Raw genomic sequence first — 21,701 nt, 5'->3', positions numbered from 1 at the left:
CACCGGAGCAGGGACGTTCTGTAACTGAGCGATGAACGACCAACGGACCGCGGATCGAGACGGCGAGGGATCGCGAATCGCGACCAACCGAACGGCGGTCGCCATCGCCGCCAGTTCGCTGCTGATCGCAGCGATGGGTGTACTCCTGGCTCGGCGCGGGCTGCTCGAGGCCATCGTCGCCCGCGGAGTCGCCGTGGACATGTTGCCGCTGTATCTCCTGTTCGTTCTCCTCGCAGTCTGGCTCGTGATCTGGAGCTGGGGGCGGCTGTTAACGCTCTTCCAGTGAGCACCGCTCGTGGCATTAGAACGGGTACTCGCGGGGCTCGTGCTGGACCGAGACCAACTTCGTCGTCGTCACTTCCTCGAGGATCTGCTCGCCGTTGTACCGGCCCATGCCGGATTGTTTCATCCCGCCGAAGGGGACGTGGGGCTCGTCGTTGATCGGCTGGTCGTTGATGTGGATCATGCCCGTGTCGATCCCGTCTGCGATCCGCCGGGCCTGCTCGAGGTCTTCGCTGTGGACCGACCCCGACAGGCCGTGGATGGTGTCGTTCGCCAGCTCGATCGCCTCCGCGTCGCTCGAGAAGGGGATAACGGGTGCGACGGGGCCGAAGTGTTCGTTTTCCGCCGCGGCCATGTCGTTATCGGCGTCGGAGAGCACAGTAGGTTCGACGACGAGGCCGTCCGACTCACCACCCGTCTCGAGGGTCGCGCCTTCCTCGACTGACTCCTCGATGTAGCCCACGATCTGGTCGCGCTGGCTCTCGTCGATGATGGGGCCGATGATCGTCTCGTCGGCCGACGGGTCGCCGGTCGCCAACGAGGCGGTCCGGTCGGCGAGCGCGTCCACGTAGTCGTCGTACAGCGACTCGTGGACGAGGTGGCGGTTGATCGAGATGCAGGCCTGGCCCTGGTGGAGGAAGGAACCGAAGACGCCGCCGTCGACGGCGCGATCGAGGTCGGCCCCGTCGGTGACGACGTGGACGTTGTTTCCGCCGAGTTCGAGCGCGGGCAACGCACAGTTGCTCGCCGCCTTCTCGGCGACGCGCTGGCCGATCTCGGTCGAACCCGTAAACGCGAGCACCCGCGGAATATCGTGGTCTGCGACCGCGTCGCCGATTTCGGAGCCGCGGCCGGGGACGACGCTGAGGGCCCCCTCCGGCACGCCGGCCGCCTCGAAGATCCGCGCGAGCAATAGACCGCCCGTGATGGGCGTGTTCGAGGCGGGCTTGAGCACGACCGAATTCCCGGCCGCGATGGCCGGTGCGACCGCCCGCATCGAGAGATGCAGCGGGAAGTTCCACGGGGAGATGACGCCGACGACGCCGACGGGTACCCGCTCGGCCGTGTTCTCCTTCCCCGGGGTAATCGAATCCATATGCTGGCCGTCCATCCGGAACGGGTAGCTCGCCGCCTGCTGCATCATCCCGCGGGCGGTCCCGATCTCCGCCTCGCACTTGACCGGTGTGCTCCCGCTCTCGACGGTCAGCAGCTCCGCGATCTCCTCGCGGTGGTCACCGACGAACTCGATCGCCGCGTTGATCACGCCCGCTCGAGCCTGGGGCGGCTGCTCGGCCCACGACTCCTGTGCCTCGGCCGCGGCCTCGTAGGCCCGATCGACGTCGTCCTTGGTGCCCGCCGGAACGCTCGCGATCTCCTCGCGCGTGAAGGGGTCCTCGTCGGTGATCGCGTCTCGCTCACCGGTATCGATCCAGTCACCCGCGAGATACAGCGATTCCCAGCCGCTCTCGGGTGCGAGAGGAAGGTCAGTCATACGGGCGGGCTAGCTCTCGAGTGGGGAAAAGTAGCATACTCGCAGGCGCAACGGCGGGGTCGACGGCTCGAGTGGACGGCTACTGCCGCCGTCGTTACGAGAAGCGCTGCGGGAGCAATACCGCGAGCGGGAGGTAGATGGCCACCGTGATAACGAACGTCGCGAGTGCACCGAGCAGGAGGTTCTCGGAGACGAGCCGCCACGAGAGCAACAGCATTCCCGCTGGCGGGAGCGCGAGCCCGGCCGCAGTCCGGTGGAACTGCCGGAGTTGGTCGCCGATGGCCACCGGCGTAGCCGTCGCGTCGCTGCGCTCGTCGTCGTCCGCCGTGAACGCGGGGACGGAGAGGTATATCCCGAGACCGATCACGAATCCGACGAACACACCGAACGGCAGATCATCGAACAGCTGGAGTCCGAGATACGCGAAGACGGGAACGGCGAGGCCGCCGACGGCGACCCCGATCAGTTCGGTCGACAGTCGCCCGTCGTCGACCGAATCCGACCGTGCGTCACGAGAGTCGTTCATTCCTACGTCGACCGACTCACTGCAGCCATATCATCGTTATCTGTCACTCGCGTCACCGTCCCGTGATAGCACGATTGTCGCGGCAAATCGAGCGAACACGGTCCCAGGGATCACGGTCGTTCCGCCGATGCTACTCGTCGCTCTCGGTCACGTCCTCCGTCCGGAGTTCCTCGCTGGCCTCGCGCACCTCGCGCATTACGCTCGAGATGCGTTCCTCGGCCTCGAGTTCGTCCTCGACCGAGAGGTCGACGCCCTCGACCTCGAGCAGGAACTTGGCGACCTCCGTCGATTCGTACATCACGTCGTCGAGTTCCTCAGCGGTGAAGAAGTCACACATCGCGCCGTAGAGGAAGGTCGCGCCGGCGGTCCGAACCTTGTCCTCGAAGGAGGAACGGGCCTGATTGACCGCCTGAGGCGTGTAGGTATCGGTCATGAAGGGGATCAGCTCCGGCAGGTTCTCCCCGATCTTCGTCATTTCGACGCCGGTCTCGGTACGGAAGTCCGAACAGAGCCGCGCAATGGCCCACTCGCGGGCGGTGATGTAGGTCCGATCCCGCAGGAACTCGTTGACGCGCTCGTACTGCGCGCCGTCCATTTTCGTGAATTTGGCGTACTTTCGGACATCCTCGGGGACGTCGTTTTCCTGCGGTTCGGGGTCCGGAACGCCCGGCATCGACGCGTCGTCGGTATCCTCGGGATCCGGAGCGCCGCCGTCATCCGCCGAGTCGGCGTCGGTCGGAGCCACACTGGGCGTCGAATCGGGAGTGAAGTCTGACGCAGGGTCGGAGTCTGACGCCGGTTCGGAGTCCGACGCAGAGTCGGGGTCCAACGCCGGTTCGGGGTCTGTGTCGGCGGTGTCGCCGTCGCTTTCTCCGTCGGCTGCCGATTCCGTATCGGCGTCGACTCGAGCCGCGTTCGGTCCATCCTCGTCCATGCCCGCGTATTACCAGCAACCCGAGATAAGGGTTGTTCTCGAGCGGGTCGGCCACTCGATTGCAGCGAGACCGCCGCCATCGGGGGCTCGCGGTCGCCTTCGGGCGTAAACGGTTCGCGTATGAACGCGAGTTCGATCGGATTTAAGTTCGTGAGGGGCATGCGGTAGTATATGTCACAGACGCCAGTCGTCGTCAAGGCAGTACGGACGCCACAGGGGAAAGAAGACGGCGTGTACGCCGACGTTCGCAGCGAATCTCTCTCGGTGCCGTTGATCGACGAGATTCTGGCCGAGACCGGCCTCTCGGGCGACGAGATTGACGATCTGATGTGGGGTTGTGCCCAGCAGCGCGACGAACAGGACAACAACCTCGCCCGCGTCATCGCCCTGCTCTCGGAACTCGGCGAGAGCGTGCCGGCGACGACGATCAACCGCTGGTGTGCCTCCTCGATGCAGTCGGTCATCTCCGCCTCCGACGCCATCGCGGCCGGCAACCGCGACGCCATCATCGCCGGCGGCGTCGAGAACATGAGCCGCGTCCCGATGGGCGGCGGCTTCGGCGGCATCAATCCCGAGCTGTCCGAACTGTACGATCTCGGCGATCTCCAGATGGGGATGACCGCCGAGAAGGTCGCCGAGGAGTACGGCGTCAGCCGCGAGGAACAGGACGAGTACGCCGCCCAGAGTCAACAGCGCGCGGTCGAAGCCACCGAAGAGGGCCGCTTCGACGACGAGATCGTCCCCATCGAGACCGAAGACGGCACCGTCGAGGAGGACGAGGGACTCCGTCCCGGCACCACCGCCGAAAAGCTCGCCGAGCTGCCGACCGTCTTCAAGGAGGACGGCACCGTCACGCCCGGCAACGCCTCACAGATCTCCGACGGCGCGTCCGCCCTGCTCGTCACGAGCGAGGCCTTCGCCGAGGAACACGACCTCGAGATCATGGCCGAAGTCGGCATGAACAACGTCGCCGGCGTCGACCCCACCGTGATGGGGATTGGTCCGGTTCCGGCGACCAAGGGGCTGCTCGAGCGCAACGGCCGCGACATCGACGAGTACGATCTGGTCGAACTCAACGAGGCATTCGCCAGCCAGTCGATCTACTCGCGCGACGAACTCGGCATCGACCCCGACATCTTCAACGTCAACGGCGGTGCGATCGCGCTCGGTCACCCGCTGGGCGCATCGGGTGCCCGCCTGCCGGTCACGCTGATCAACGAACTCCAGAAGCGCGGTGGCGGCCTCGGGCTGGCGACGCTGTGTGTCGGCTTCGGACAGGGTGCGGCGATCGAGTTCGACGTCAACTAAGGCGGCCAATCGATCCGGATTTTGCGATTCTTTCAAACGGGGTTAGCGACAGCCAGAGGGAGCGGTCCACATGCGGTGGCGCGCGCTGGGCCGCGGTGAGCGAAGCGAGATCGAACGCAGTGAGATCTCGAACTGCGAACGGGGAGCGAATGCGAGGTCCGAGCATAGCGAGGACCTCGAGAAGCGAACGGCGAACGACGTGAGCCGTGAGCAGCGACCCGTGAGCCCGGCGAACCGCGGACTGAATTTGCGCGAAGGATGAGCGAACGGAGTGAGCGAATCGGCTGGGGAGGGCGTGGCCTCTCCGTGTTGCCACGATAGCAGAACGTTCACCGTCGTTGCATCCGTTCCGATTCTACTGCAACGACAACCGCATCTCGAGCCGCCGAGAACGAACCGATCAACTCGAGCGAGCAACCAGCGATTTAGGTAACTCGAGCGCGTGCAGACGTGTATGGACCCGCTGCTGGCGGTACTCGTGGGGATCCCCCTCCTGTGGCACCTCGGGCTCACCGCCGTCGCCTACTACGACGCCGGACGAGTCGGCCTCGAGCCACCGAAGAAATGGGCGGCGATCACATTCTGCATCCCGCTGATCGGCTTCTTCATCTACCTGTTCGAGCGCAGCGAGCTGTCCTACGATCCCGAGAGCGACCCGTATCGGGAGCACAATTTCAATATCCACCCCTCGAGAGCCGACGACACGCCGCTTCCCTCGCGCGGTGACGACCGGCTCGAGCCGGGAGACGACCGCGAGGACGCGAACGGAGAACCGACGTCCGACGAGTAGCGCGATCCGATGAGTCGAGGCCGATCGACTCGGTCACGCTCGGTCGTCGCCCGTGTTTCCGCTCGAGATCAACTCTCGTCCAAGAATTGCTTCAATGCGACCCTCGTCCCGACGTACGATGACAGTCCAACGGCGATGAGGAACAGGATCGCGAGCAGAGTGGTGTAGCTAAAGAGGACTTGTAATGCCATATCGAACTATTTTGTCGTTCACAGTAATATACGTGTCGACAGATTGGTCAGTTCACACTCGAGAACTCGAACCGCCGCGGCCACGGGCGCTCTCCCTCGCGAACTCGATGAGGGGGCGCACCGTCGGTGATCAGTCGTCCGCCGGTGCCGGGCTGCTGCCCTCGACCTGTGTGTCGGGGACCGTCCCATCGTCGTTCCAGCCCCGTTCGCCGTAGTACTCGGCGAGCCCCTGTTCGAAGTCCGGGATCTGGTCCTCGTACGGGAGCCGATCGTCGCCGCGATCGAAGCCGCGCTGGTTGTTGAAGTGGCGCTCGAGCGAGACGACCTCGCCGCCGAGTGCGAGCAGTTCCTCGTAGTCGGCGTCGAGCAGCGTCTCGAAGCGCTCGTCGGTCATGAAGTCGCGCGAGAACTTGCAGACGACCGCGCTGTCCTTGATCGCGTTGATGTTCTCGAGTTCGACGACCTTCGGCGGTTTGCCCTCGAGGCCCTCCTTGTCGAAGGCGTCGTCGGCGTCGACGAGCGGGTACTCGTAGGGGTAGAACTCGGCGTACATGTGGTCGGCACCGCGATTCGAGGTGGCGAAGGCGAGCCCCTGTCCGTTCAGAGTGCGGCCGTCGTGGGCGGCGAACTCCATGCCCTTGACCGACCAGTTCTCGACGCCGAGTTCGTCGTGGACGCGGTCGACGCCCTCCGCGAGCGTGTCGCCGATACCCTCACGGTGGGCGATCTTCTCGACGAGGTCGTGGATGAGGTCGACGTTGCCGAACTCGTCCTCGCTGGCGAGGTAGGCCGCGATGGTGTCGCCCGTCGAGATAGTATCCAGCCCGTACACGTCACAGAGCTTGTTCGATTGCATCACGTCGACGATGTCGTCGACGCCCGAGTTCGGACCGAAGGCCATCAGCGTCTCGAACTCGGGGCCCTCGGTCTCGAGGCCGGATTCCTCGTCCCGCGTCGGCAGTTTGCAGGCGAAGGCACACGCCGAACAGGTACCTTTCTTGTACTTCTTCTCCTCAACGCGGTCGCCGTTGACGCCCTCAATCCCCTCGAAGGAGAGCTCCGAGAAGTAGTAGCTCGGCAGGGCCTCGACCATGTTCGCGTACTCCGTGACCGAGGTCGTTCCCTGATCTCGCATCGGACTATCAGACTGGGCGGCCTCGCCGTGGATCTCCATCTGAAGCGACGGGATCTCGACCTCGCGGGTGGAGTCGCCGTCGAAGGTGATTGCCTTGACGTTTTTCGCGCCGAGGACGGCACCGAGGCCGCCGCGCCCGAAGGCGCGTTCCTCGGAGGTCATGATCGAGGCGTAGCGGACCTGATTCTCGCCGGCTGGCCCGATGACCGTCGTGTGTTCCGAGCCGAGGCCGTGTTCGTCCTCGATGTACTCACAGGTTTCGGGAACGGTCGCTTCCGCCAGTTCCGGTACCTCCTCGAACTCGACGCCCTCGTCGGTGACGTGGACGATCACGAGGTCGTCGCTCACGCCGGTGATTTCGACGACGCTGTACCCCGTCCCGGTGAAGTTCCGCGAGAGAAAGCCACCGGCGTTCGAGGAGAGCAATCCGTCAGTGAGCGGCGAGACGCCAGTCGCCGACATCCGTCCCGTAAAGCTCATCGTCGAGTGCTGAAGCGGCCCCGTCGCGAAGTAGAGCCGGTTGTCGGCACCCAGCGGATCTGCGTCGAACGGGATTCGATCGTGGGCGAGTTTCGTCCCGAGTGCGCGCCCGCCGATGGCTGATTCGAGGACGTCGTCGATCTCCTCGGTCTCAGTCGTTCGCTCGCCGACGTCGATCGAGCACAGTGGTCCTCGGACGTGTTTCATAGTACCACACTGGTGGACACGGCCGCAAAACGGTATCGGTTTTTTGGGCGTGTCCGACCGGGGTGAGGGGGTCGAACGAGCTTCGATCGACGGGGTGCCGACGGCGTCGCCGGCGGTGGACTGGCTTTATCTATTCGTGGCGTCTGGCCTCGTGCATGCCGCGGCCGGACCACTCACTCGAGGAGACGACCATCGACGACGTGTACGAGCAACTCGAGACCCTCGAGGAGACCGTCGATACGTCGGACGAACGGACGGAGGTCCATCGGACGATGCGCCTGGTCGACCGGCTCTCGCACAACGCGACGGTGGGGAAGGTCATCACCGGGTTCACCCGCAAAGACAAGGCGGAGGCGTTCGTGGGCAGCGTCGTCATCGGACTACCGATGCTGGTCGAGGACGGTATCATGAGCATCGGCGCGCACCTCGCGACTCACCCGGCGCTGTTGCTGGTGAACCTGGCGTTTACGGCGGCGCTCGTCGTCGGCATCCTCTACGTCGCCGATTTCCGGGAGGTCCAGATCAACAACCCCTACTTCGGTCTCGTTCCGCGTCGGCCCGTCTGGGTGTTGCTGATCGCGTTCGCGACCGCTGCGGGGTTGATGACGCTGTGGGGCCGGGTGACGTGGGACGAGCCGTGGATCAATCTGTGTCAGGTCTCGGTCGTCTTCACCGCGATGGCGCTCGGCGGCTCGCTAGGTGATATCCTCCCCGGCGAGGCCGAACACCGATCCGTCGACACCTGAGACGCGGTCATGGCGGCGACGGGGGACGTTCCTCGCGAACGGAACGTTTTTCGGGATCACGAAGAAGCCGCATCCATGGTCAGTACGGCAGTTCTGTTCGCACTCGCCGCGTTGCTCCTCTACGGCGGCTGGGCGGTAGCCGGCGGCGTCGCGACCCGATCGCTCTCGCCCGTCAACGCCGTCTTCCTCTCGTACGTCGCGAGTCTCGTCATCGCCGGCAGCTACGTGCTCTCGCTTCGCCGGCCGATCACCGGAACCCGGGTCGACGTCGGCTTCGCGCTCGTCTCCGGCACGTTCCTCGCGGCCGCCTCCATCTGCTTCTACACCGGGCTCGCCCGCGGAAACATGGCCATTGTCTCGGCGATCTCCGCGCTCTACTTCGTGGTCCCGGCGATCGTCGGCGTCTTCTACTTCGACGCACAGCTCACGGCGACGAACGTGGCCGGGCTGGCGCTCGCGGTGGTCGCCGTCGGGCTCGTCGCGACCTGAGCTCGCCACCGCCCGCTCGAGTCGTCGGAAACGGGCTCGAGCGTGAGCGAGTGTACCGGATAAAATAGCGGTTTCCCCGCACCGCACTGCAGGCCGAATAACACGGCTGCATTGGCGTGCCGTAACGGAGGATTCGGCGGCGACTACACCGGCGTTCCGCACTGCTCGATGGCCTCGCGAACCGCCTCGGTTCGGCCGATGAGCGTGATGTGGTCGCCCGCCTGCAGTACGACGTCGGCGGACGGAACCTCGTTGGTTCCGTTCCGGCTCACGAGCGCGATGAGGACGCCGTTCGGGAGTTCGCTGCCGACGTCGACGACCGTCTTTCCGACGAGGTCCTCGTCGGTGATCTCGATCTCCTGGACGTCCCCGGAGCGGCCGAGTTCCGACATCCAGTTCGAGAGCGCGGGGCGTTCGATCACGTTGTCGATCGCCCACGCGGTCGATTCGGCCGCCGAGATCGTCTCGACGCCGAGATCCTCGAACGCCGACGCGTTCGACGGGTTGTTCGCCCGAGCGATCACCGTCTGGACGTCGAAGTTCGACTTCGCGAGCTGTGCCACGAGGAGGTTCACGTCGTCGTCACCGGTCGCCGCGACGACGATCCGGGCGTTCTCCGCGCCCGCCTCGCGTAACACCTCGACGTCGGTCCCGTCACCCTGACGAGCGGTGAACCCGTCGTTGCGAAGGTCCTCGAGGACCGCGAGATCCTCCTCGATCAGGACCACGTTTTCGCCGCGCGCTTCCAGTCGTTGTGCCAGCGAGCGACCGACGCGGCCGCCGCCGATGATGAGTACACGCATGGGTATCACATCGAGTTTCTCCGCGATCTGTCTGGCCAGGCCGCCCTCGAGGACGACCGTCACGAGGATGACGAGAAAAACCGTTCCGACGAGCAGGTCCGCACCGGCCGGGTTCGTCGGCGGTGTCTCGGTCTGCAGCCGGATGGCGAACAGGGTCGCGACCGACGCGGGAATGATTCCCCGCGGTCCGACGGCGCTCATGAAGATCGTCTCCCTGAGCGTAAACCGGCCGCCGCGTGCCGAGAGGAAGACCAGGAGCGGTCGCAGGACGAGCATGATGATCGCGACGACGGCCACGCCGCCCAGCCCGAGCGCGAACAGCTGATCGAACTCGAGCAGTGCCGCGAGCGTGATGAAGACGAACGAGAGGACGAGCAGCGTAATGTCGCCCTTGAACGCCTCGATCTCGTCCTCGTAGGGGAGGTTGGCGTTGCCGAGGATCAGCCCGGCCGTCGCCACGGCCGCGACGCCCGCCTCGGCGAAGACGTAATCGGCCGCGCCGAAGGCGATGATCGCTCCCGCGAGCGTCAGCAGTCGCGCGTTCCGCGGCGCGTCGTCGGGCGAGAGATCGACGTACTGGAGCACCGACCAGACGGCCGCCGAGACGACGACGCCGACGAGCAGCCCCGTTCCGAGCCGCTCGGCGAACAGTTGCAGATAGATGTCCGCGTGAATCTCCTGGATAGTCATTGCCTTGAACAGCACGACCGCGAGGATCGCTGCCGTCACGTCGTTGACGATCCCTTCCGTCTCGAGGGTCGCCGCGACCCGGTCTCGGACGGGAACGACCTTGAGAATCGGCGTGATGACCGTCGGCCCCGTCGCGATCAGGAGCGCGCCGATCAACAGGGCGATGTCCCAGTCGGCCCCGAGGAAGAGGCGGACCGCGCCGGCGGTCCCCAGAAAGGCGATCGCCGCGCCGATCGTGGTCAACCGCACCACGGCCGTCGGCGCTTCTTTGATCTTGGATATCTTGAGGTGGAACGCTCCCTCGAAGACGATGATGGCGACCGAGAGTCCGACGATCGTCGAGAGGCCGCTCTCGCCGAATGAGTCGATGGTCAACACGCCGAGCCCTTCCGGCCCGATCGCGACCCCGGAAGCGATGAGAAAGAGGACGCTCGGAACCCGAAATCGGGCCGAGAGTAGCTGTGAGAGGACGCCGAGTCCGACGATCGAGGCGACCAGAAGGAGTAGCTCGCCGCCGCCTTCAGCCCCGGTCATAGTCGTCGCTGCCGCCCCGTGACCGGTCGGCATCCTATCGGCGCTGATACGTCCATTCGTCTCGATAGAGTCAATCCAGGCGGTTAACTCCTGTGAGAAATAGCCGTACTGTGGTCGAAACGAGCATCCCGTCCGTCGATATAGGTCAAGGCCGTGAGGGAGTTCCGGCCGACCGTCATCGCCCCGAGACGATCAGTCGTCCGCGTAGATCCGAGCCGCGCGGTCCTCGAATCGCTCGAGGATGACCCGACGCTTCTTCTTCATCGTCGGGGTGAGCATATCGTTTTCCTCGGTGAACTCCTGTGGGACGAGTTCGAACCGCTTGATCGTCTCGTGTTTCTCGAAGGACTCGTTGACCCGGTCGACCTCCTCCTGGATGTACGCACGGACGCGGTCGTAATCACACAGCTCCTCAGGGTCGTCGGGCAGGTCAATCCCCTCTTTCTCGGCCCACTCGCGGATGTGGTTCGTGTTCGGGACCAGCAGTGCGCCAATGAACTTCTCGCCGTCGCCGACGACCATCGCCTGCTCGACGACCTCGCTCGCTGCGAAGGCGTCCTCGAGCGGGCCGGGCGCGACGTTCTTCCCCGTCGAGAGGACGATGATCTGTTTGATCCGGTCGCGGAACTCGAGGTAGCCGTCGGGCCGCAGGTGAACGATGTCGCCGGTGCGGAACCATCCCGCTTCCGTGAACGCACCCTGCGTCGCGCCGGGCTTGTCCCAGTAGCCCTGCGTGACGCTCGGTCCCTTCACGAGGAGTTCGCCGACCTCACCGGGGTCGGCGCTGAACGCCTCCTGATCGGCGACGGTCTTGTCGACTTTCACGTCGACGTTGACCAGCGGCGGGCCGATCGTGCCGATCTCCACGGCGTCCGCCGGATTCGTCGAGACGACCGGCGAGGTCTCGGTGAGGCCGTACCCCTCGTAGATGGGCAGCCCCATCGCGTGGTAGAGCCGACAGAGCTCCGGCGAGAGGCTCCCGCCGCCGCTGATGAGCAGTTCGATCTCGCCGCCCAGCGCCTCGCGGACCGTCGAGAAGACGAGTTTGTCGGCCAGCGCCTGTTTGGCCCGCAGGATCGGCCCCGGCGAATCGGCCAGCTGGTACTCGACGCCGACGTCGGTCGCCCACTCGAAGATCCGCTCTTTCACGCCCGACTCGCTGGCCTGCTCGCGGATCGTGTCGTAGATCTTCTCGTAGACGCGGGGAACGCTCGTCGCCGTCGACGGGCCGACGATACTGAAGTCCTCCTGAAGCGTGTCCGGGCTCTCCGCATAGGCGACGCAGGCGCCGCTCGCGAACATCACGAAGTGACCGGCCGTCCGCTCGAAGACGTGCGCCAGCGGCAGATACGACATCGCCACCGCCCCCTCGTCCAGCGTCGGGACGTCGTCTCCCTTGTCCGGTCGCGGCGCGAAGCGTTTCCGGACGCCGTTGACGTTCGAGCGGAAGTTTCCGTGGGTCAGCTGGACCCCCTTCGGCTGCCCCGTCGTCCCGCTCGTGTAGATCAGGCTCGCCAGATCGTCCGGCTCCGTTTCCTCGATCCGGGCCTCGTAGGCCTCGAGGTCGAACGCCTCATCGCCGCGGGCGTAGACCTCGCCGAGGGTGACGATGTCGTCGCGGTCGTCGTAGCCGTCGATCTCGTCCATCGAGACGATGAACTCGAGGTCGAGTTCGTCCTCGACTTCGAGAACGTTCTCGAGCAGTTCCTCGTTCTCGACGACGACGCCGTCAGCGTCGGGGTCGTCGAGGAGGTACTCGACCTGCTTGGGCGAGGAACTCGTGTAGACGGTCGTGACGACTGCACCGGCCCCCAGCAAGGCGAAGTCACACTGGGCCCACTCCATTCGGGTATTGGAGAAGAGACCGACCCGATCTTCCGTCTCGACACCCAGCTCGCGAAAGCCGGCCGAAAGCGTTCGGACGATATCGCGCATCTCGGCGTAGGAGATTGTCCGGAACTCGCCAGGCGTCGCGGCGGGGAGAGCCGAATCCGTCAGTGATCGCTCGTAGATCCCTCCCTTGTACTTCTGTGCCGGTCGGTTCGCGTTCCGTTCAGCTGAGTCCTCGAAGAGTCGGGCGAGCGTCGTCTCCCCGATGACCTCGTCCTCGTACTCTCGTTCGGCGTCCAGCCAGTTCATATACGTATGCGAGTATCTCCCATGCGATAAAACGTGCTGAAACTCATCTCATCCGTCGGTGGGTTTATCGGCAACATCCAAACCGGCAATAACCGGCTATAGCTGTCGAAATCGGCCGTTCGACGGGTACAACTGAACGACGGTTACTGTTAGCCAGACTATCAGATCGTCGCGAGGCGCCGACTTACTCTCCGCTCACTCTCGATGTTCGAGATACCCCAGCACGCCGCGTGTGTTCAGTTTCGCCTCCTCGCTCGCCTTCTCCGTCCCCCAGACATCGGTCATCTCGGTCGCGTCGGCGAAGTACTCGACGACCGCCTGATCGTCCTCGAGCTCCTGCCGTTTCTCTGCGACCACGTCGACCCACGCCTTGAGGACGGTCGCGTACTCCTCGAGCGCCGCGTCGACATCGTCACCGACGTATCGCGGCCCGAAGTGGGGGTAACAGAACACGTCGGGGTCGATTTCTTTCAGCGTCTCGACGTCCGCGAGACACCCCTCGAGATCGAAGTTCGAGGGCGGCGAGGTCTCCCTGATTTCCTCGATCTGAGGGATCCAGATGCCGGCGGCGTCGGCGACGAAGACCGCATCGTTCGTGGGATCCTCGAAGACCACCTGATGCGGAGCGTGGCCGGGTGCCGCGTGAACGCGCAGTTCGTGCGTGCCGAGGTCGATGACGTCCCCGTCCTCGATCTCGACGATCCGTTCGGCCGGAATCGGCTCCGGTTCGACGTAGTACTCCCACTGCTCGCCGACGGCGCTTTTCGTGCCCGCGACCAGCCGCGAGGGATCGATCAGATGATCGGTGCCGATCGGGTGAACGTAGACGTCGGCGTTCGGGTAATCCGCCGCGAGAAAGCCCGCACCGCCGGCGTGATCGAGATGGATGTGGGTCAGCGCGATGACCTCGAGGTCGTCTTCGCCGATGCCGACCTCCTCGAGGGCCTCGCGCAGCAGGTCGTAGTTGGTACCGATACCGGTGTCGATCACGGCGGGACGGTCGTCGTCGAGGATGAAGACGGCGCCGTACTCGTTCGTGTCGTACATCCCCGTGTCGAGGTAGTAAAGATCCGAACAGTCACCGGTCGTGACTTCGCGGACGTCTCCGACTTCCATATCGATAGACCGTCATCGCGCAGGATAAAAGCTCGCGTCGCGGCCAACCGATGCGACCGCAACCGTGGTGGGCCGTTACTCCCTTTACACCTCACCCACATTCGTACGATAGATGACTCGAACCGTCTCCGAACGACCCCCGCTCAATCGAACGTGAGCGGCGATCTGTCGGATCAGATCCGCCTCGAGCGCTCCTCGCCGTGGCTCCGGGGAGCGCGCACGCCCGGAATCGTACTCGGGAGCGGCGTCCTCTCGTTTGCGTTCCTCGTCGGCTGGTGGATCGCGTTCGCTGATTCGCTCGACGGAATCGGGATCCTGCTGAGTTTCCTCTTCGTCGGCAGCCCGGCCCTCGGACTGGCGTGGGGTGGGTACCGCCTCGAGCGGAGCGACATCGACGCGAATCGGTACGGTCGGATACTCAAGTGGTATCTCGGCGGCGGAGCGGTCTTCCTGGCGATTAACCTCGTGACGATAGTGTTCTACCCGTGGAACGACCTCGCGGGAAACGTCTCCTGGGCTCACTTCTCCCTCAACGCGGGCGCAGTGGGCGGATTCGTCGTCGGCTACGTCGAAGCGAGTGCCATCCAGCGCGAGGTCGAGGTGACGGCCGACACCGTCCGTGCCGAACAGCTCGAGGACGAGCGCGCACTGCTCATGTACTTAAACGACCTCCTCCGCCACGAGGTGTTGAACTCCTCACAGATCATCGGCGGTCACGCATCGCTGGCATTCCAGCAGTGCGACGACGAGCGGCTCCGCGATCGTCTCCGGACGATCGAACACGAAAGCGATGACCTCGTCGGCGTCATCGAAGAGGTGCGGGCGATGCTCGACGCGAACCGGGGGTCCGAAACCGGCACCGTCGATCTCACCGCGTTACTCGAGGCGCAACTGGCCGAGTATCGCGCCCGCTTCGACGACGCCACGCTCGAGGCGACGCTGCCCGACGCGGTCGCTGTCAGGGGAAATCAGGGGCTGCAATGGATCTTTTCGAACCTCCTCGAGAACGCGATCGTACACAACGACAGCGAGCGGCCCCGCGTTCGCGTGACCGTCGACACGATGCCCGAGAGCGTGACGGTCACGGTCGCCGACAACGGTCCGGGGATCCCCGAGGCGACTCGGGAGACGCTGTTCGAACGCAAGTCGACCAACCACGGACTCGGCCTCTACCTCTCCCGGATCCTCGCGGGCAGGTACGGCGGCACCGTCGCTCTCGCCGACACCGGCCCGGACGGGAGCACCTTCGTCGTCACGTTGCCGCGTGCGTCGGCCGCCGCTGACGTCCCTGAAAACAGCGAACGCAACGAACGCAGCGAACGCAACTAGAGCGATCCGAACTCGTCGGCCGACTCCTTCCACTCGCCGATTCCGGACGGATCGAGGTGAACGTGTGCGTCGCCGACGTCCTCGAGGTCTCGCAGGCTAGCGGCCAGTTCCGATTCGATGTCGTGGGCCTCCCGGAACGGCATGTCGCCGTCGACCTCGACGTGAACTTCGACCTCGAGGACGGTGCCGTCGTAGAAGACGGTCAGGTCGTGAACGCCCTCGACGGCCGGGTGGCTCCGCAGGCGATCGGTGATCTCCCCGCGCTTTTCGGGGCCGGGGGCAGCGCCGATGAGGTAATCGACGTTCTCCTTGCCGATCTCGATGCCCTGATAGACGACCAGCAGGCTGACGATGCCGCCGGCGACGGGATCGAGTATCGGATAGCCGACCAGGACGCCGAGGACGCCGACGATGGCGGCGACCGAGGTGTAGATGTCGTTCAGGCAGTCCTTCGCGAGCGCCGCGAGTGCGGTCGACTGCAGGCGTTCGTTGATTCGAACGGTGTAGCGGTAGACGAGGTACATATCGACGATCGCGAACCCGAGCGCCGCGAGGAGCAGGACGCTGAACTCGATATCGGTTCCGGTGACGAACCCCTCGACGGAGCGGTAGAGCAGATTCAGTCCGAGGAGCGCGATGACGGCACCGACGAACAGCGCCGTCAGGGGTTCGATTCGATCGTGGCCGTGCGGATGGGTCGTGTCGGGTTCGTCGAACGCGCTTCGCCCCCAGACGAGAACGACCACGCTGGCGACGAGATCCGCAAGCGAGTGGGCCGCGTCCGCGAGCAGGGCGACGCTCCCGAACGCGAGTCCCGCCGTCCCCTCGGCGATGATTTTCACGACGTTCCCGAGGACGTTCGCCCACGACGCTCGTGCGAAGCCGCTTCGCCCGCCGTCCCCGGTCGCGTCTCCGGTCATGGCTCGGTTTAGAGGCAGTCTAACCTTGGCTCTTTTCCTTCCGTGACTCGGGGCGCTCGAGCGCAACGTCGGACCGCGGCAGGCCGTGAGAAGAATCGGGGACGGCATCCGGAACCCTCATTGTGTGCCCGCGAGAGGGAGCACACGATTGGGCGATGGGGCCCGCCTGACCCAACCGCCGGGCGAGACGTGCCGGTCCGTGGCTGGCGTCGATCCCAGTGCCGGCACCGGAAGAGCGTCGGTCCCTGCGTACCCACCCAGCCATGGCAGACGCACACCCGCTCGTTCGACTCGAGACGCTCGCACTGATCGCCGTCGGCGGCTTCGCCGGCTCGAACCTCCGGTTTTTCGCGATGGGTGCGCTCCCGGACGTGCCGTCGATCGTCCTCGTCAACGCCGTCGGGAGCGCGCTCCTCGGCTTTCTGGTCTACGAGGCCGAGTACGCGGGCCACATCGGCTCGCGGGCCCGCCTCGTCTTCACGACGGGATTCCTCTCCTCGCTGACGACCTACAGCACGTTCGCGCTCCAGACCGCGCTCGCGTCGAACCCGCTCTCCCTGGGCGGCATCGTCGCCGCGAACTACGGACTCGGGCTTCTCGGCGTGCTCGCGGGACGGGCACTCGCGCGTCGAGTCGGGACCCCACACCGCGCCGATGGTGAGACGGCGTGAGTGCACCGCTTCTCGAGGGGGCCGTCGCCGTCCGACTGCTCGCCCGGACGGCTGTCGTTCTCGCCCAAACGGCCGTCACCCATGCAGCCGTCACCGTCGAGCCGGCACCGGCCCACCTCGTCGGTACCGGCGGCGCGATCGGCGCTGTCCTCCGATACTGGGTCGGCCAGCGCGTCTCTCGGGTCTCGAGCGGCCGATTCCCGCTGGCGACGTTCGCGGTCAACGTCGTCGGCAGTTTCGCCTTCGGACTCGCGGTCTTCACGGGTGCGAGCGAGTCGACGCTACAGCTCGTCGGCACCGGAATCTGTGGCTCGTTTACGACCTTCTCTGCGTTTTCGGTCGAAACGGTTCGGCTGTACGAGCGCGGGGAGCGGGTCCTCGCGATCGGCAACGCCGCGGCCACCCTCGCCTGTTCGCTCGCGGCGATCGGCCTCGCGTGGGTCCTCGTCACGGCGAGTCCTCTCTAAGTGACACTCGAGAAACGGCCGCCTCGAGCGCTCCCGATGAAACACGTTAGCGATCGTCCAGGAGTGGTACCAACCCACACGCTGTCGAGCGATGTGTTCGCGTTCGACCCGCGGTAGGTTTATGTCCGGACTACGTCATTCGCCGCTATGGAGGCTCGCCAAACCGCGTGGCGCATCTACCGCGAGTCGCTACCGATTCTCGCGGTCAGTCTCGTCGGCGGGATCTTCGCGGGGTCGGTCCTCGGTTCCGAAGGGATGACAGCCGGCTTCGAGCGGTTCCCCGGTATGCTGTTACTGCTTCCCGCTTTCCTCGCGACCCGGGGGAACGTCTACGGCGCGCTGGGCGCACGCATCTCGAGCGGGCTCCACCAGGGGATGATCGATCCGGAGTTCTCGTGGAATCGACGGCTCGTCAACGCGGTCGCCGCCTCCTTCATCAACGGGATCGGTATCTCGGTGTTCATTGCGTTCCTCTCGTGGGGCATTCTGCAGGTGCTGGGGCGCGAGTCCGCACGGCTCGTCGAACTCGTCGGGATTATGCTCGTCTCCGGCGTGTTGACCTCGTTCACCCTGATATTCGGCATGCTGGGACTGGTGTTCGCGAGCTACAAGTACGGTCTCGATCCGGACAACCTGATCGGCCCGATCGTCACCACGCTCGGCGACGTCTTCGGCGTCGTCTTCCTCTTCGTCGCGCTCACCGTCGTCGGGGTGATGTTCTGATGGCGGCCGCGGACCCCGACGATCCGCTCGACGCCTGGACGATCCGACACATCGTCATGACAATGTTCCCAATTCTGATCGTCCTCTCGATACTCGAGATGGGGTCGGGGTACGTCCTCGAGGAACTCGAGGAGACCTACCTCGGAAACCCGACGCTGCTGGTGCTCGTCCCCGTGATGATCGGGATGGGCGGCAACCTCGGCGCGATCCTCTCCTCGCGGCTCTCGACGCGGCTCCACCTGGGGCTGCTCGAGTTCGATCTCCGGGACGATGTGCTCTGGACGAACATCCTGGCGATTCTGGGGCTCGCGGCGACGATCTTCTCGGCCCTGGGTATCGCCGCCTGGGTCGTCGGCCAGGTCATCGCCGAACCGATGGCGCTCGTCGACCTCATGCTCATCTCGGTAGTCAGCGGCATGCTGCTGGCCGTCATCGCGATCGTGCTCAGTATCGGTGCGACCTACGTCTCCTACACGCAGGGACTGGACCCCGACGATACGACGATCCCGGTCGTCACGAACCTCTGTGACATTCTCGGCGTCATCGTCCTTTCGGGGGTCGCGATCGTCGTCCTGAACTGAGATCGAGCTCACTCGTGCGAGATGAGACGAACTCGGACGCTCCGGAGACTCGCGTCTCGGTGGTCAGTGGGTTCGCTCGAGAAGTGCGTTCTCCCGTCGTATCTTCACCTTATGACCAGAGGTACTTAAAGAACGGACGGAAGCAGCGGTCCATCGCGACGAAGCTGAATCGGGGCTATGCGGACGCGAGTTCTCGAAAGTCCGCAGCAGCGGTCCGGGTCCCTTTCGAAATGAGCACGTCGCCGCCGCGCAACTCGGCGTCGGCGTCCGCGACCAGCAGCCACCCCTCGCTGGGTCTGCGGATGGCGATCACCGACATCGTCGATTCGGCGTCGGGAACGCCGGCGGTGACCGCAGTGCCGTCGAGTTCGCTCCCCGTCTCGACCACGACACGGGTGATGATCTCGTCGCTCTCCTGGACGGCCATCTGCACGACCGGGTGGACGTCGATGTCCCGCAGGACGCCCTCGCTGATCTCGATCGCGGTGTCGCTGATCCGCTCCGTGCTGCTGCCCAGCTGGATCAGCCCCCGCAGGGCAACCGGATCCGGCGCGTCGGCGGCCGCCCGCAGCGTCCACGCCTCGAATCGCGATTGCATCGCGTCGACCTCGACCTCGAGGTTGCGGACCTCCTCTGCGAGTTCCTCGCTGTCGAACAGCACGCTGCTGTAGGCCAGGTCGACCGCCAGTTCGGAGAAGTCCTTCATGTGGATGATCGTGTCCACGGCCCGCTCGAGGTCGTCGATATCGGCCGTCTCGACGGAGGGGGCCTCGTAAACCTCGCAGGTCAGCGTCTCGCAGACGTCGCCGATCGATGAGTCGGGCCCCCGCAGAAACGCCACGTCGTCGGCCTCGATGCGCGTGTCCGGGCCGGGGTTGAGCAGCCACTCGTTCCCCCGCCGGAGCGCGATGGCGCGCACGCCCGTCTCCGACTCGAGGTTGATGTCTTTCAGCGTTCGTCCGGCGTAGGAGGAGTCCGAGGCGACGACGCCCCGAACGAGCGTACCCGCCGCGTCCGGCAGCGCCGCCCGCATCGCTTCGGGCAGCCCCACGTCCTCGAGGACGATCTTCGCGATGTCGCCGGCGGCGTCGCTGATTCCGTCGGCCGCACCGACGATCCCGAGGACGGGCGCGAGCTGTTCCGCGTCGGCGGGCTTCCGCGCGGCCATCAGGAGGCTCATCCGAGCACGCAGTTCGAGGACGTCCATCCGCTCTTCCAGCCGGAGCACCTCTGTGGCGAGCGGTTCGCTCTGGTGGAGCACCGCCGAGTACGAGAGGTCGATCAACAGCTCCGCTGTGTCCTTCATCTCCACGAGCACGTCCTTGACGCTGACGGGCTCGTACTCGATCGACGTCGACGATAGCTCGCCCTCGAGCGGGTCCATACCGTGTGAGTCGACCCGCCGACGAAAAAAGCGTTTCCCGCCGACGGCTCGAGCGAGCAGTCGGGAGACGCGGCCTTCCGACACGGTTTTGCCCGGGCACAAAGAACGCACGACCAAGACCATGCTCGACCGGACCTATCTGCGCGAGAATCCCGACGAGGTACGCGACGCCCTCGAGAACCGCGGGGCCGACGTCGACCTCGACGAGCTACTCGAACTCGACGAGCGGTGGCGTGAACTGAAAGCTCGCGGCGACGAACTCCGCCACGAGCGCAACCAGGTCTCCAAGACGATCGGCACGCTCGTCGCCGAAGGGAAAGACGAGGAACGGGAGGAGGCCCTCACGCGTTCGCGGGAACTCAAAACCGAGATCGAGAAGATCGAGTCCGAAGGCGCCGAACTCGAGGACGAACTCAAAGAACGACTGCTCGAGGTCCCACAGCTCCCCCACGAGAGCGTCCCGCTGGGGATCGACGAGCGACACAACGTCGAGGATCGACGCTGGGGATTCGACGACCCACACGACTTGCCCGACGAGGTCACGCCCCACTACGACCTCGGCGAGGAGCTGGACATCATCGACGAGGAGCGCGCCGCCAAGACGACCGGCGCCGGCTTCTACTTCCTCAAGGGCGAGGGCGCACAGCTCGAGCACGCCCTGATCCAGTTCATGCTGGACCTCCACCGCGAGCAGGGCTACGTCGACCTGTTTCCGCCGATTCCGGTCAAGAGCGCCTCCATGCGCGGCACCGGCCAGCTCCCGAAGTTCGCCGACGACGCCTATCGGCTGGGCGGCAGCAACGAGGAGGAGTACGACGAAGAGGACCTCTGGCTCTGCCCCACCGCGGAGGTGCCGGTCACCAACATGTACGCGAACGAGATCCTCCTCGACGACGACCTCCCGCTCAAACATCAGGCCTACACGCCCAACTTCCGACGCGAGGCCGGCGAACACGGCACCGAGACCCGCGGTATCGTCCGCGTCCACCAGTTCAACAAGGTCGAACTCGTCAACTTCGTCGAACCCGAGGAGAGCTACGACCGCCTCGAGAACCTCCTCGAGGAAGCCGAGGAAGTCCTCAAACGACTCGGCCTTCCTTACCGTATCCTCGAGCTCTGTACCGGCGACCTGACCTTCGCCAGCGCCAAGACCTACGACATCGAGGTCTGGGCCCCCGGCGACGACATGGACGACGGCCCCGAGGAAGGCGGCCGCTGGCTCGAGGTCTCGAGCGCCTCGAACTTCGAGGACTTCCAGGCCCGCCGCGCCGGCCTGCGCTACCGGCCCGAGCGCCACGAATCGGCCGAGTACCTGCACACCCTGAACGCCTCCGGGCTTGCGATTCCCCGGGTTATGGTTGCACTCCTCGAGTACTACCAGAACGAGGACGGGACGGTGACGATTCCCGAGCCCCTGCAGCCGTATATGGGCGGGAAGGAGGTCATCGAGGGCCACGAGAAGGTCGGCGAGAGCGCGCTCGGTGCGGGCGAGCGAGAGTAGCGAGTAAACCGACTCCCGTTCTGATAGCTACTCGCTACTGAACGCTTCTCGAGGCCGTTTCCAGCGCTCTTCGTCGCGCCCGCCGAATCGAGCGGCTGCGGCCCGTGCGTCTTCAACCCCGTCGGACGAGCGGATATCCGCGAGTAGTTTCGGGTCCGGGTTTTCCTCCGATTCTGTCGTCATCGGCCCCTCACTTTATGTCAGTCTATCGGATGGAAAGCGTTCGCTTCGTCTACCTTAGAGAAAAACGGCGTCTTGTCACG

The 21,701-nt window shown here is 65.1% G+C and carries 22 protein-coding genes; 11 read left to right on the top strand and 11 right to left on the bottom strand.

Annotation, left to right across the window (positions count from 1 at the left end; translation table 11 throughout):
- Window positions 1–31 precede the first annotated feature (31 nt).
- A complete protein-coding gene (locus HYG81_RS30675; RefSeq protein ID WP_180839893.1) occupies window positions 32–286 on the top strand; it encodes a hypothetical protein in 255 nt (84 codons plus the stop codon).
- A gap of 15 nt (window positions 287–301) precedes the next feature.
- On the opposite strand, the gene HYG81_RS30670 is transcribed toward HYG81_RS30675, so the two are convergent.
- From HYG81_RS30670 to HYG81_RS30660, 3 genes are all read right to left on the bottom strand, one after another.
- Window positions 302–1,774, bottom strand: a complete 1,473-nt coding sequence (locus HYG81_RS30670; protein ID WP_180839891.1) for an aldehyde dehydrogenase family protein — start codon at window positions 1,772–1,774, stop codon at window positions 302–304.
- Between the two features lie 94 nt (window positions 1,775–1,868).
- Complete coding sequence (locus HYG81_RS30665) at window positions 1,869–2,300, bottom strand: hypothetical protein (protein WP_180839889.1); 432 nt, start codon at window positions 2,298–2,300, stop codon at window positions 1,869–1,871.
- A gap of 130 nt (window positions 2,301–2,430) precedes the next feature.
- Window positions 2,431–3,234 (bottom strand): DUF5806 family protein, encoded by an 804-nt coding sequence (locus HYG81_RS30660; RefSeq protein WP_180839887.1) that lies wholly within the window; start codon window positions 3,232–3,234, stop codon window positions 2,431–2,433.
- Between the two features lie 171 nt (window positions 3,235–3,405).
- Here HYG81_RS30660 and HYG81_RS30655 point away from each other — a divergent pair, with 171 nt between their 5' ends.
- Together HYG81_RS30655 and HYG81_RS30650 are read left to right on the top strand one after the other, a co-directional pair.
- A complete protein-coding gene (locus HYG81_RS30655; RefSeq protein ID WP_180839886.1) occupies window positions 3,406–4,542 on the top strand; it encodes a thiolase family protein in 1,137 nt (378 codons plus the stop codon).
- A gap of 454 nt (window positions 4,543–4,996) precedes the next feature.
- Window positions 4,997–5,332 carry a hypothetical protein gene (locus HYG81_RS30650; protein ID WP_180839884.1) on the top strand — a complete coding sequence of 112 codons (336 nt, stop codon included), beginning with the start codon at window positions 4,997–4,999 and terminating at the stop codon, window positions 5,330–5,332.
- A gap of 68 nt (window positions 5,333–5,400) precedes the next feature.
- Here HYG81_RS30650 and HYG81_RS45385 read toward each other — a convergent pair whose 3' ends face one another.
- Window positions 5,401–5,523 (bottom strand): hypothetical protein, encoded by a 123-nt coding sequence (locus HYG81_RS45385; RefSeq protein ID WP_255647574.1) that lies wholly within the window; start codon window positions 5,521–5,523, stop codon window positions 5,401–5,403.
- A 130-nt stretch (window positions 5,524–5,653) separates the two neighbouring features.
- Entirely contained in the window at window positions 5,654–7,345 is a 1,692-nt protein-coding gene (locus HYG81_RS30645; RefSeq protein ID WP_180839883.1) for an aldehyde ferredoxin oxidoreductase family protein, read from the bottom strand.
- A 155-nt stretch (window positions 7,346–7,500) separates the two neighbouring features.
- On the opposite strand from HYG81_RS30645, the gene HYG81_RS30640 reads away from it, so the two are divergent.
- Together HYG81_RS30640 and HYG81_RS30635 are read left to right on the top strand one after the other, a co-directional pair.
- Window positions 7,501–8,091, top strand: a complete 591-nt coding sequence (locus HYG81_RS30640) for a DUF2391 family protein (RefSeq protein WP_180839881.1) — start codon at window positions 7,501–7,503, stop codon at window positions 8,089–8,091.
- A gap of 75 nt (window positions 8,092–8,166) precedes the next feature.
- Window positions 8,167–8,580: an EamA family transporter gene (locus tag HYG81_RS30635; RefSeq protein ID WP_180839879.1), complete on the top strand. Its 414-nt coding sequence runs from the start codon at window positions 8,167–8,169 to the stop codon at window positions 8,578–8,580.
- Window positions 8,581–8,723: 143 nt separating this feature from the next.
- Here the strand turns inward: HYG81_RS30635 and HYG81_RS30630 are convergent, their stop codons facing one another.
- The 3 genes from HYG81_RS30630 to HYG81_RS30620 all read right to left on the bottom strand — a co-directional run bounded on the left by HYG81_RS30630 (window position 8,724) and on the right by HYG81_RS30620 (window position 13,862).
- Complete coding sequence (locus HYG81_RS30630; RefSeq protein WP_180839877.1) at window positions 8,724–10,607, bottom strand: cation:proton antiporter domain-containing protein; 1,884 nt, start codon at window positions 10,605–10,607, stop codon at window positions 8,724–8,726.
- A 192-nt stretch (window positions 10,608–10,799) separates the two neighbouring features.
- Complete coding sequence (locus tag HYG81_RS30625) at window positions 10,800–12,746, bottom strand: AMP-dependent synthetase/ligase (protein ID WP_180839876.1); 1,947 nt, start codon at window positions 12,744–12,746, stop codon at window positions 10,800–10,802.
- Between the two features lie 195 nt (window positions 12,747–12,941).
- Window positions 12,942–13,862: an MBL fold metallo-hydrolase gene (locus HYG81_RS30620; RefSeq protein WP_180839874.1), complete on the bottom strand. Its 921-nt coding sequence runs from the start codon at window positions 13,860–13,862 to the stop codon at window positions 12,942–12,944.
- A gap of 153 nt (window positions 13,863–14,015) precedes the next feature.
- Between HYG81_RS30620 and HYG81_RS30615 the strand changes: the two genes are divergently transcribed.
- Window positions 14,016–15,191: an ATP-binding protein gene (locus tag HYG81_RS30615; RefSeq protein ID WP_425607514.1), complete on the top strand. Its 1,176-nt coding sequence runs from the start codon at window positions 14,016–14,018 to the stop codon at window positions 15,189–15,191.
- Here the strand turns inward: HYG81_RS30615 and HYG81_RS30610 are convergent.
- Window positions 15,188–16,111 carry a cation diffusion facilitator family transporter gene (locus tag HYG81_RS30610; protein ID WP_180839873.1) on the bottom strand — a complete coding sequence of 308 codons (924 nt, stop codon included), beginning with the start codon at window positions 16,109–16,111 and terminating at the stop codon, window positions 15,188–15,190. The two genes, HYG81_RS30615 and HYG81_RS30610, sit on opposite strands and share 4 nt — an antisense overlap.
- Before the next feature lie 263 nt (window positions 16,112–16,374).
- Here HYG81_RS30610 and HYG81_RS30605 point away from each other — a divergent pair, with 263 nt between their 5' ends.
- From HYG81_RS30605 to HYG81_RS30590, 4 genes are all read left to right on the top strand, one after another.
- Window positions 16,375–16,782: a CrcB family protein gene (locus HYG81_RS30605; RefSeq protein ID WP_180839872.1), complete on the top strand. Its 408-nt coding sequence runs from the start codon at window positions 16,375–16,377 to the stop codon at window positions 16,780–16,782.
- Window positions 16,783–16,817: 35 nt separating this feature from the next.
- On the top strand, window positions 16,818–17,249 hold the full coding sequence (gene crcB / locus HYG81_RS30600; RefSeq protein WP_226376072.1) for a fluoride efflux transporter CrcB: 432 nt from the start codon (window positions 16,818–16,820) through the stop codon (window positions 17,247–17,249).
- Window positions 17,250–17,396: 147 nt separating this feature from the next.
- Window positions 17,397–17,972: a magnesium transporter gene (locus HYG81_RS30595; protein WP_180839870.1), complete on the top strand. Its 576-nt coding sequence runs from the start codon at window positions 17,397–17,399 to the stop codon at window positions 17,970–17,972.
- A complete protein-coding gene (locus HYG81_RS30590) occupies window positions 17,972–18,553 on the top strand; it encodes a magnesium transporter (RefSeq protein WP_180839869.1) in 582 nt (193 codons plus the stop codon). Before HYG81_RS30595 ends, HYG81_RS30590 begins: the two co-directional genes overlap by 1 nt.
- Window positions 18,554–18,728: 175 nt before the next feature.
- On the opposite strand, the gene HYG81_RS30585 is transcribed toward HYG81_RS30590, so the two are convergent.
- Entirely contained in the window at window positions 18,729–19,937 is a 1,209-nt protein-coding gene (locus HYG81_RS30585) for a potassium channel family protein (RefSeq protein WP_180839868.1), read from the bottom strand.
- A gap of 121 nt (window positions 19,938–20,058) precedes the next feature.
- On the opposite strand from HYG81_RS30585, the gene serS reads away from it, so the two are divergent.
- Window positions 20,059–21,438, top strand: coding sequence for a serine--tRNA ligase (gene serS, locus HYG81_RS30580; RefSeq protein WP_180839866.1), 1,380 nt, complete (start codon window positions 20,059–20,061; stop codon window positions 21,436–21,438).
- 27 nt (window positions 21,439–21,465) lie between these two features.
- On the opposite strand, the gene HYG81_RS30575 is transcribed toward serS, so the two are convergent.
- Complete coding sequence (locus HYG81_RS30575) at window positions 21,466–21,621, bottom strand: hypothetical protein (protein ID WP_180839865.1); 156 nt, start codon at window positions 21,619–21,621, stop codon at window positions 21,466–21,468.
- Window positions 21,622–21,701 lie beyond the last annotated feature (80 nt).

It is taken from the genome of Natrinema zhouii, assembly GCF_013456555.2.
Taxonomy (GTDB): Archaea; Halobacteriota; Halobacteria; order Halobacteriales; family Natrialbaceae; genus Natrinema; species Natrinema zhouii.
This window is presented reverse-complemented; position numbering and strand designations above follow the sequence as displayed.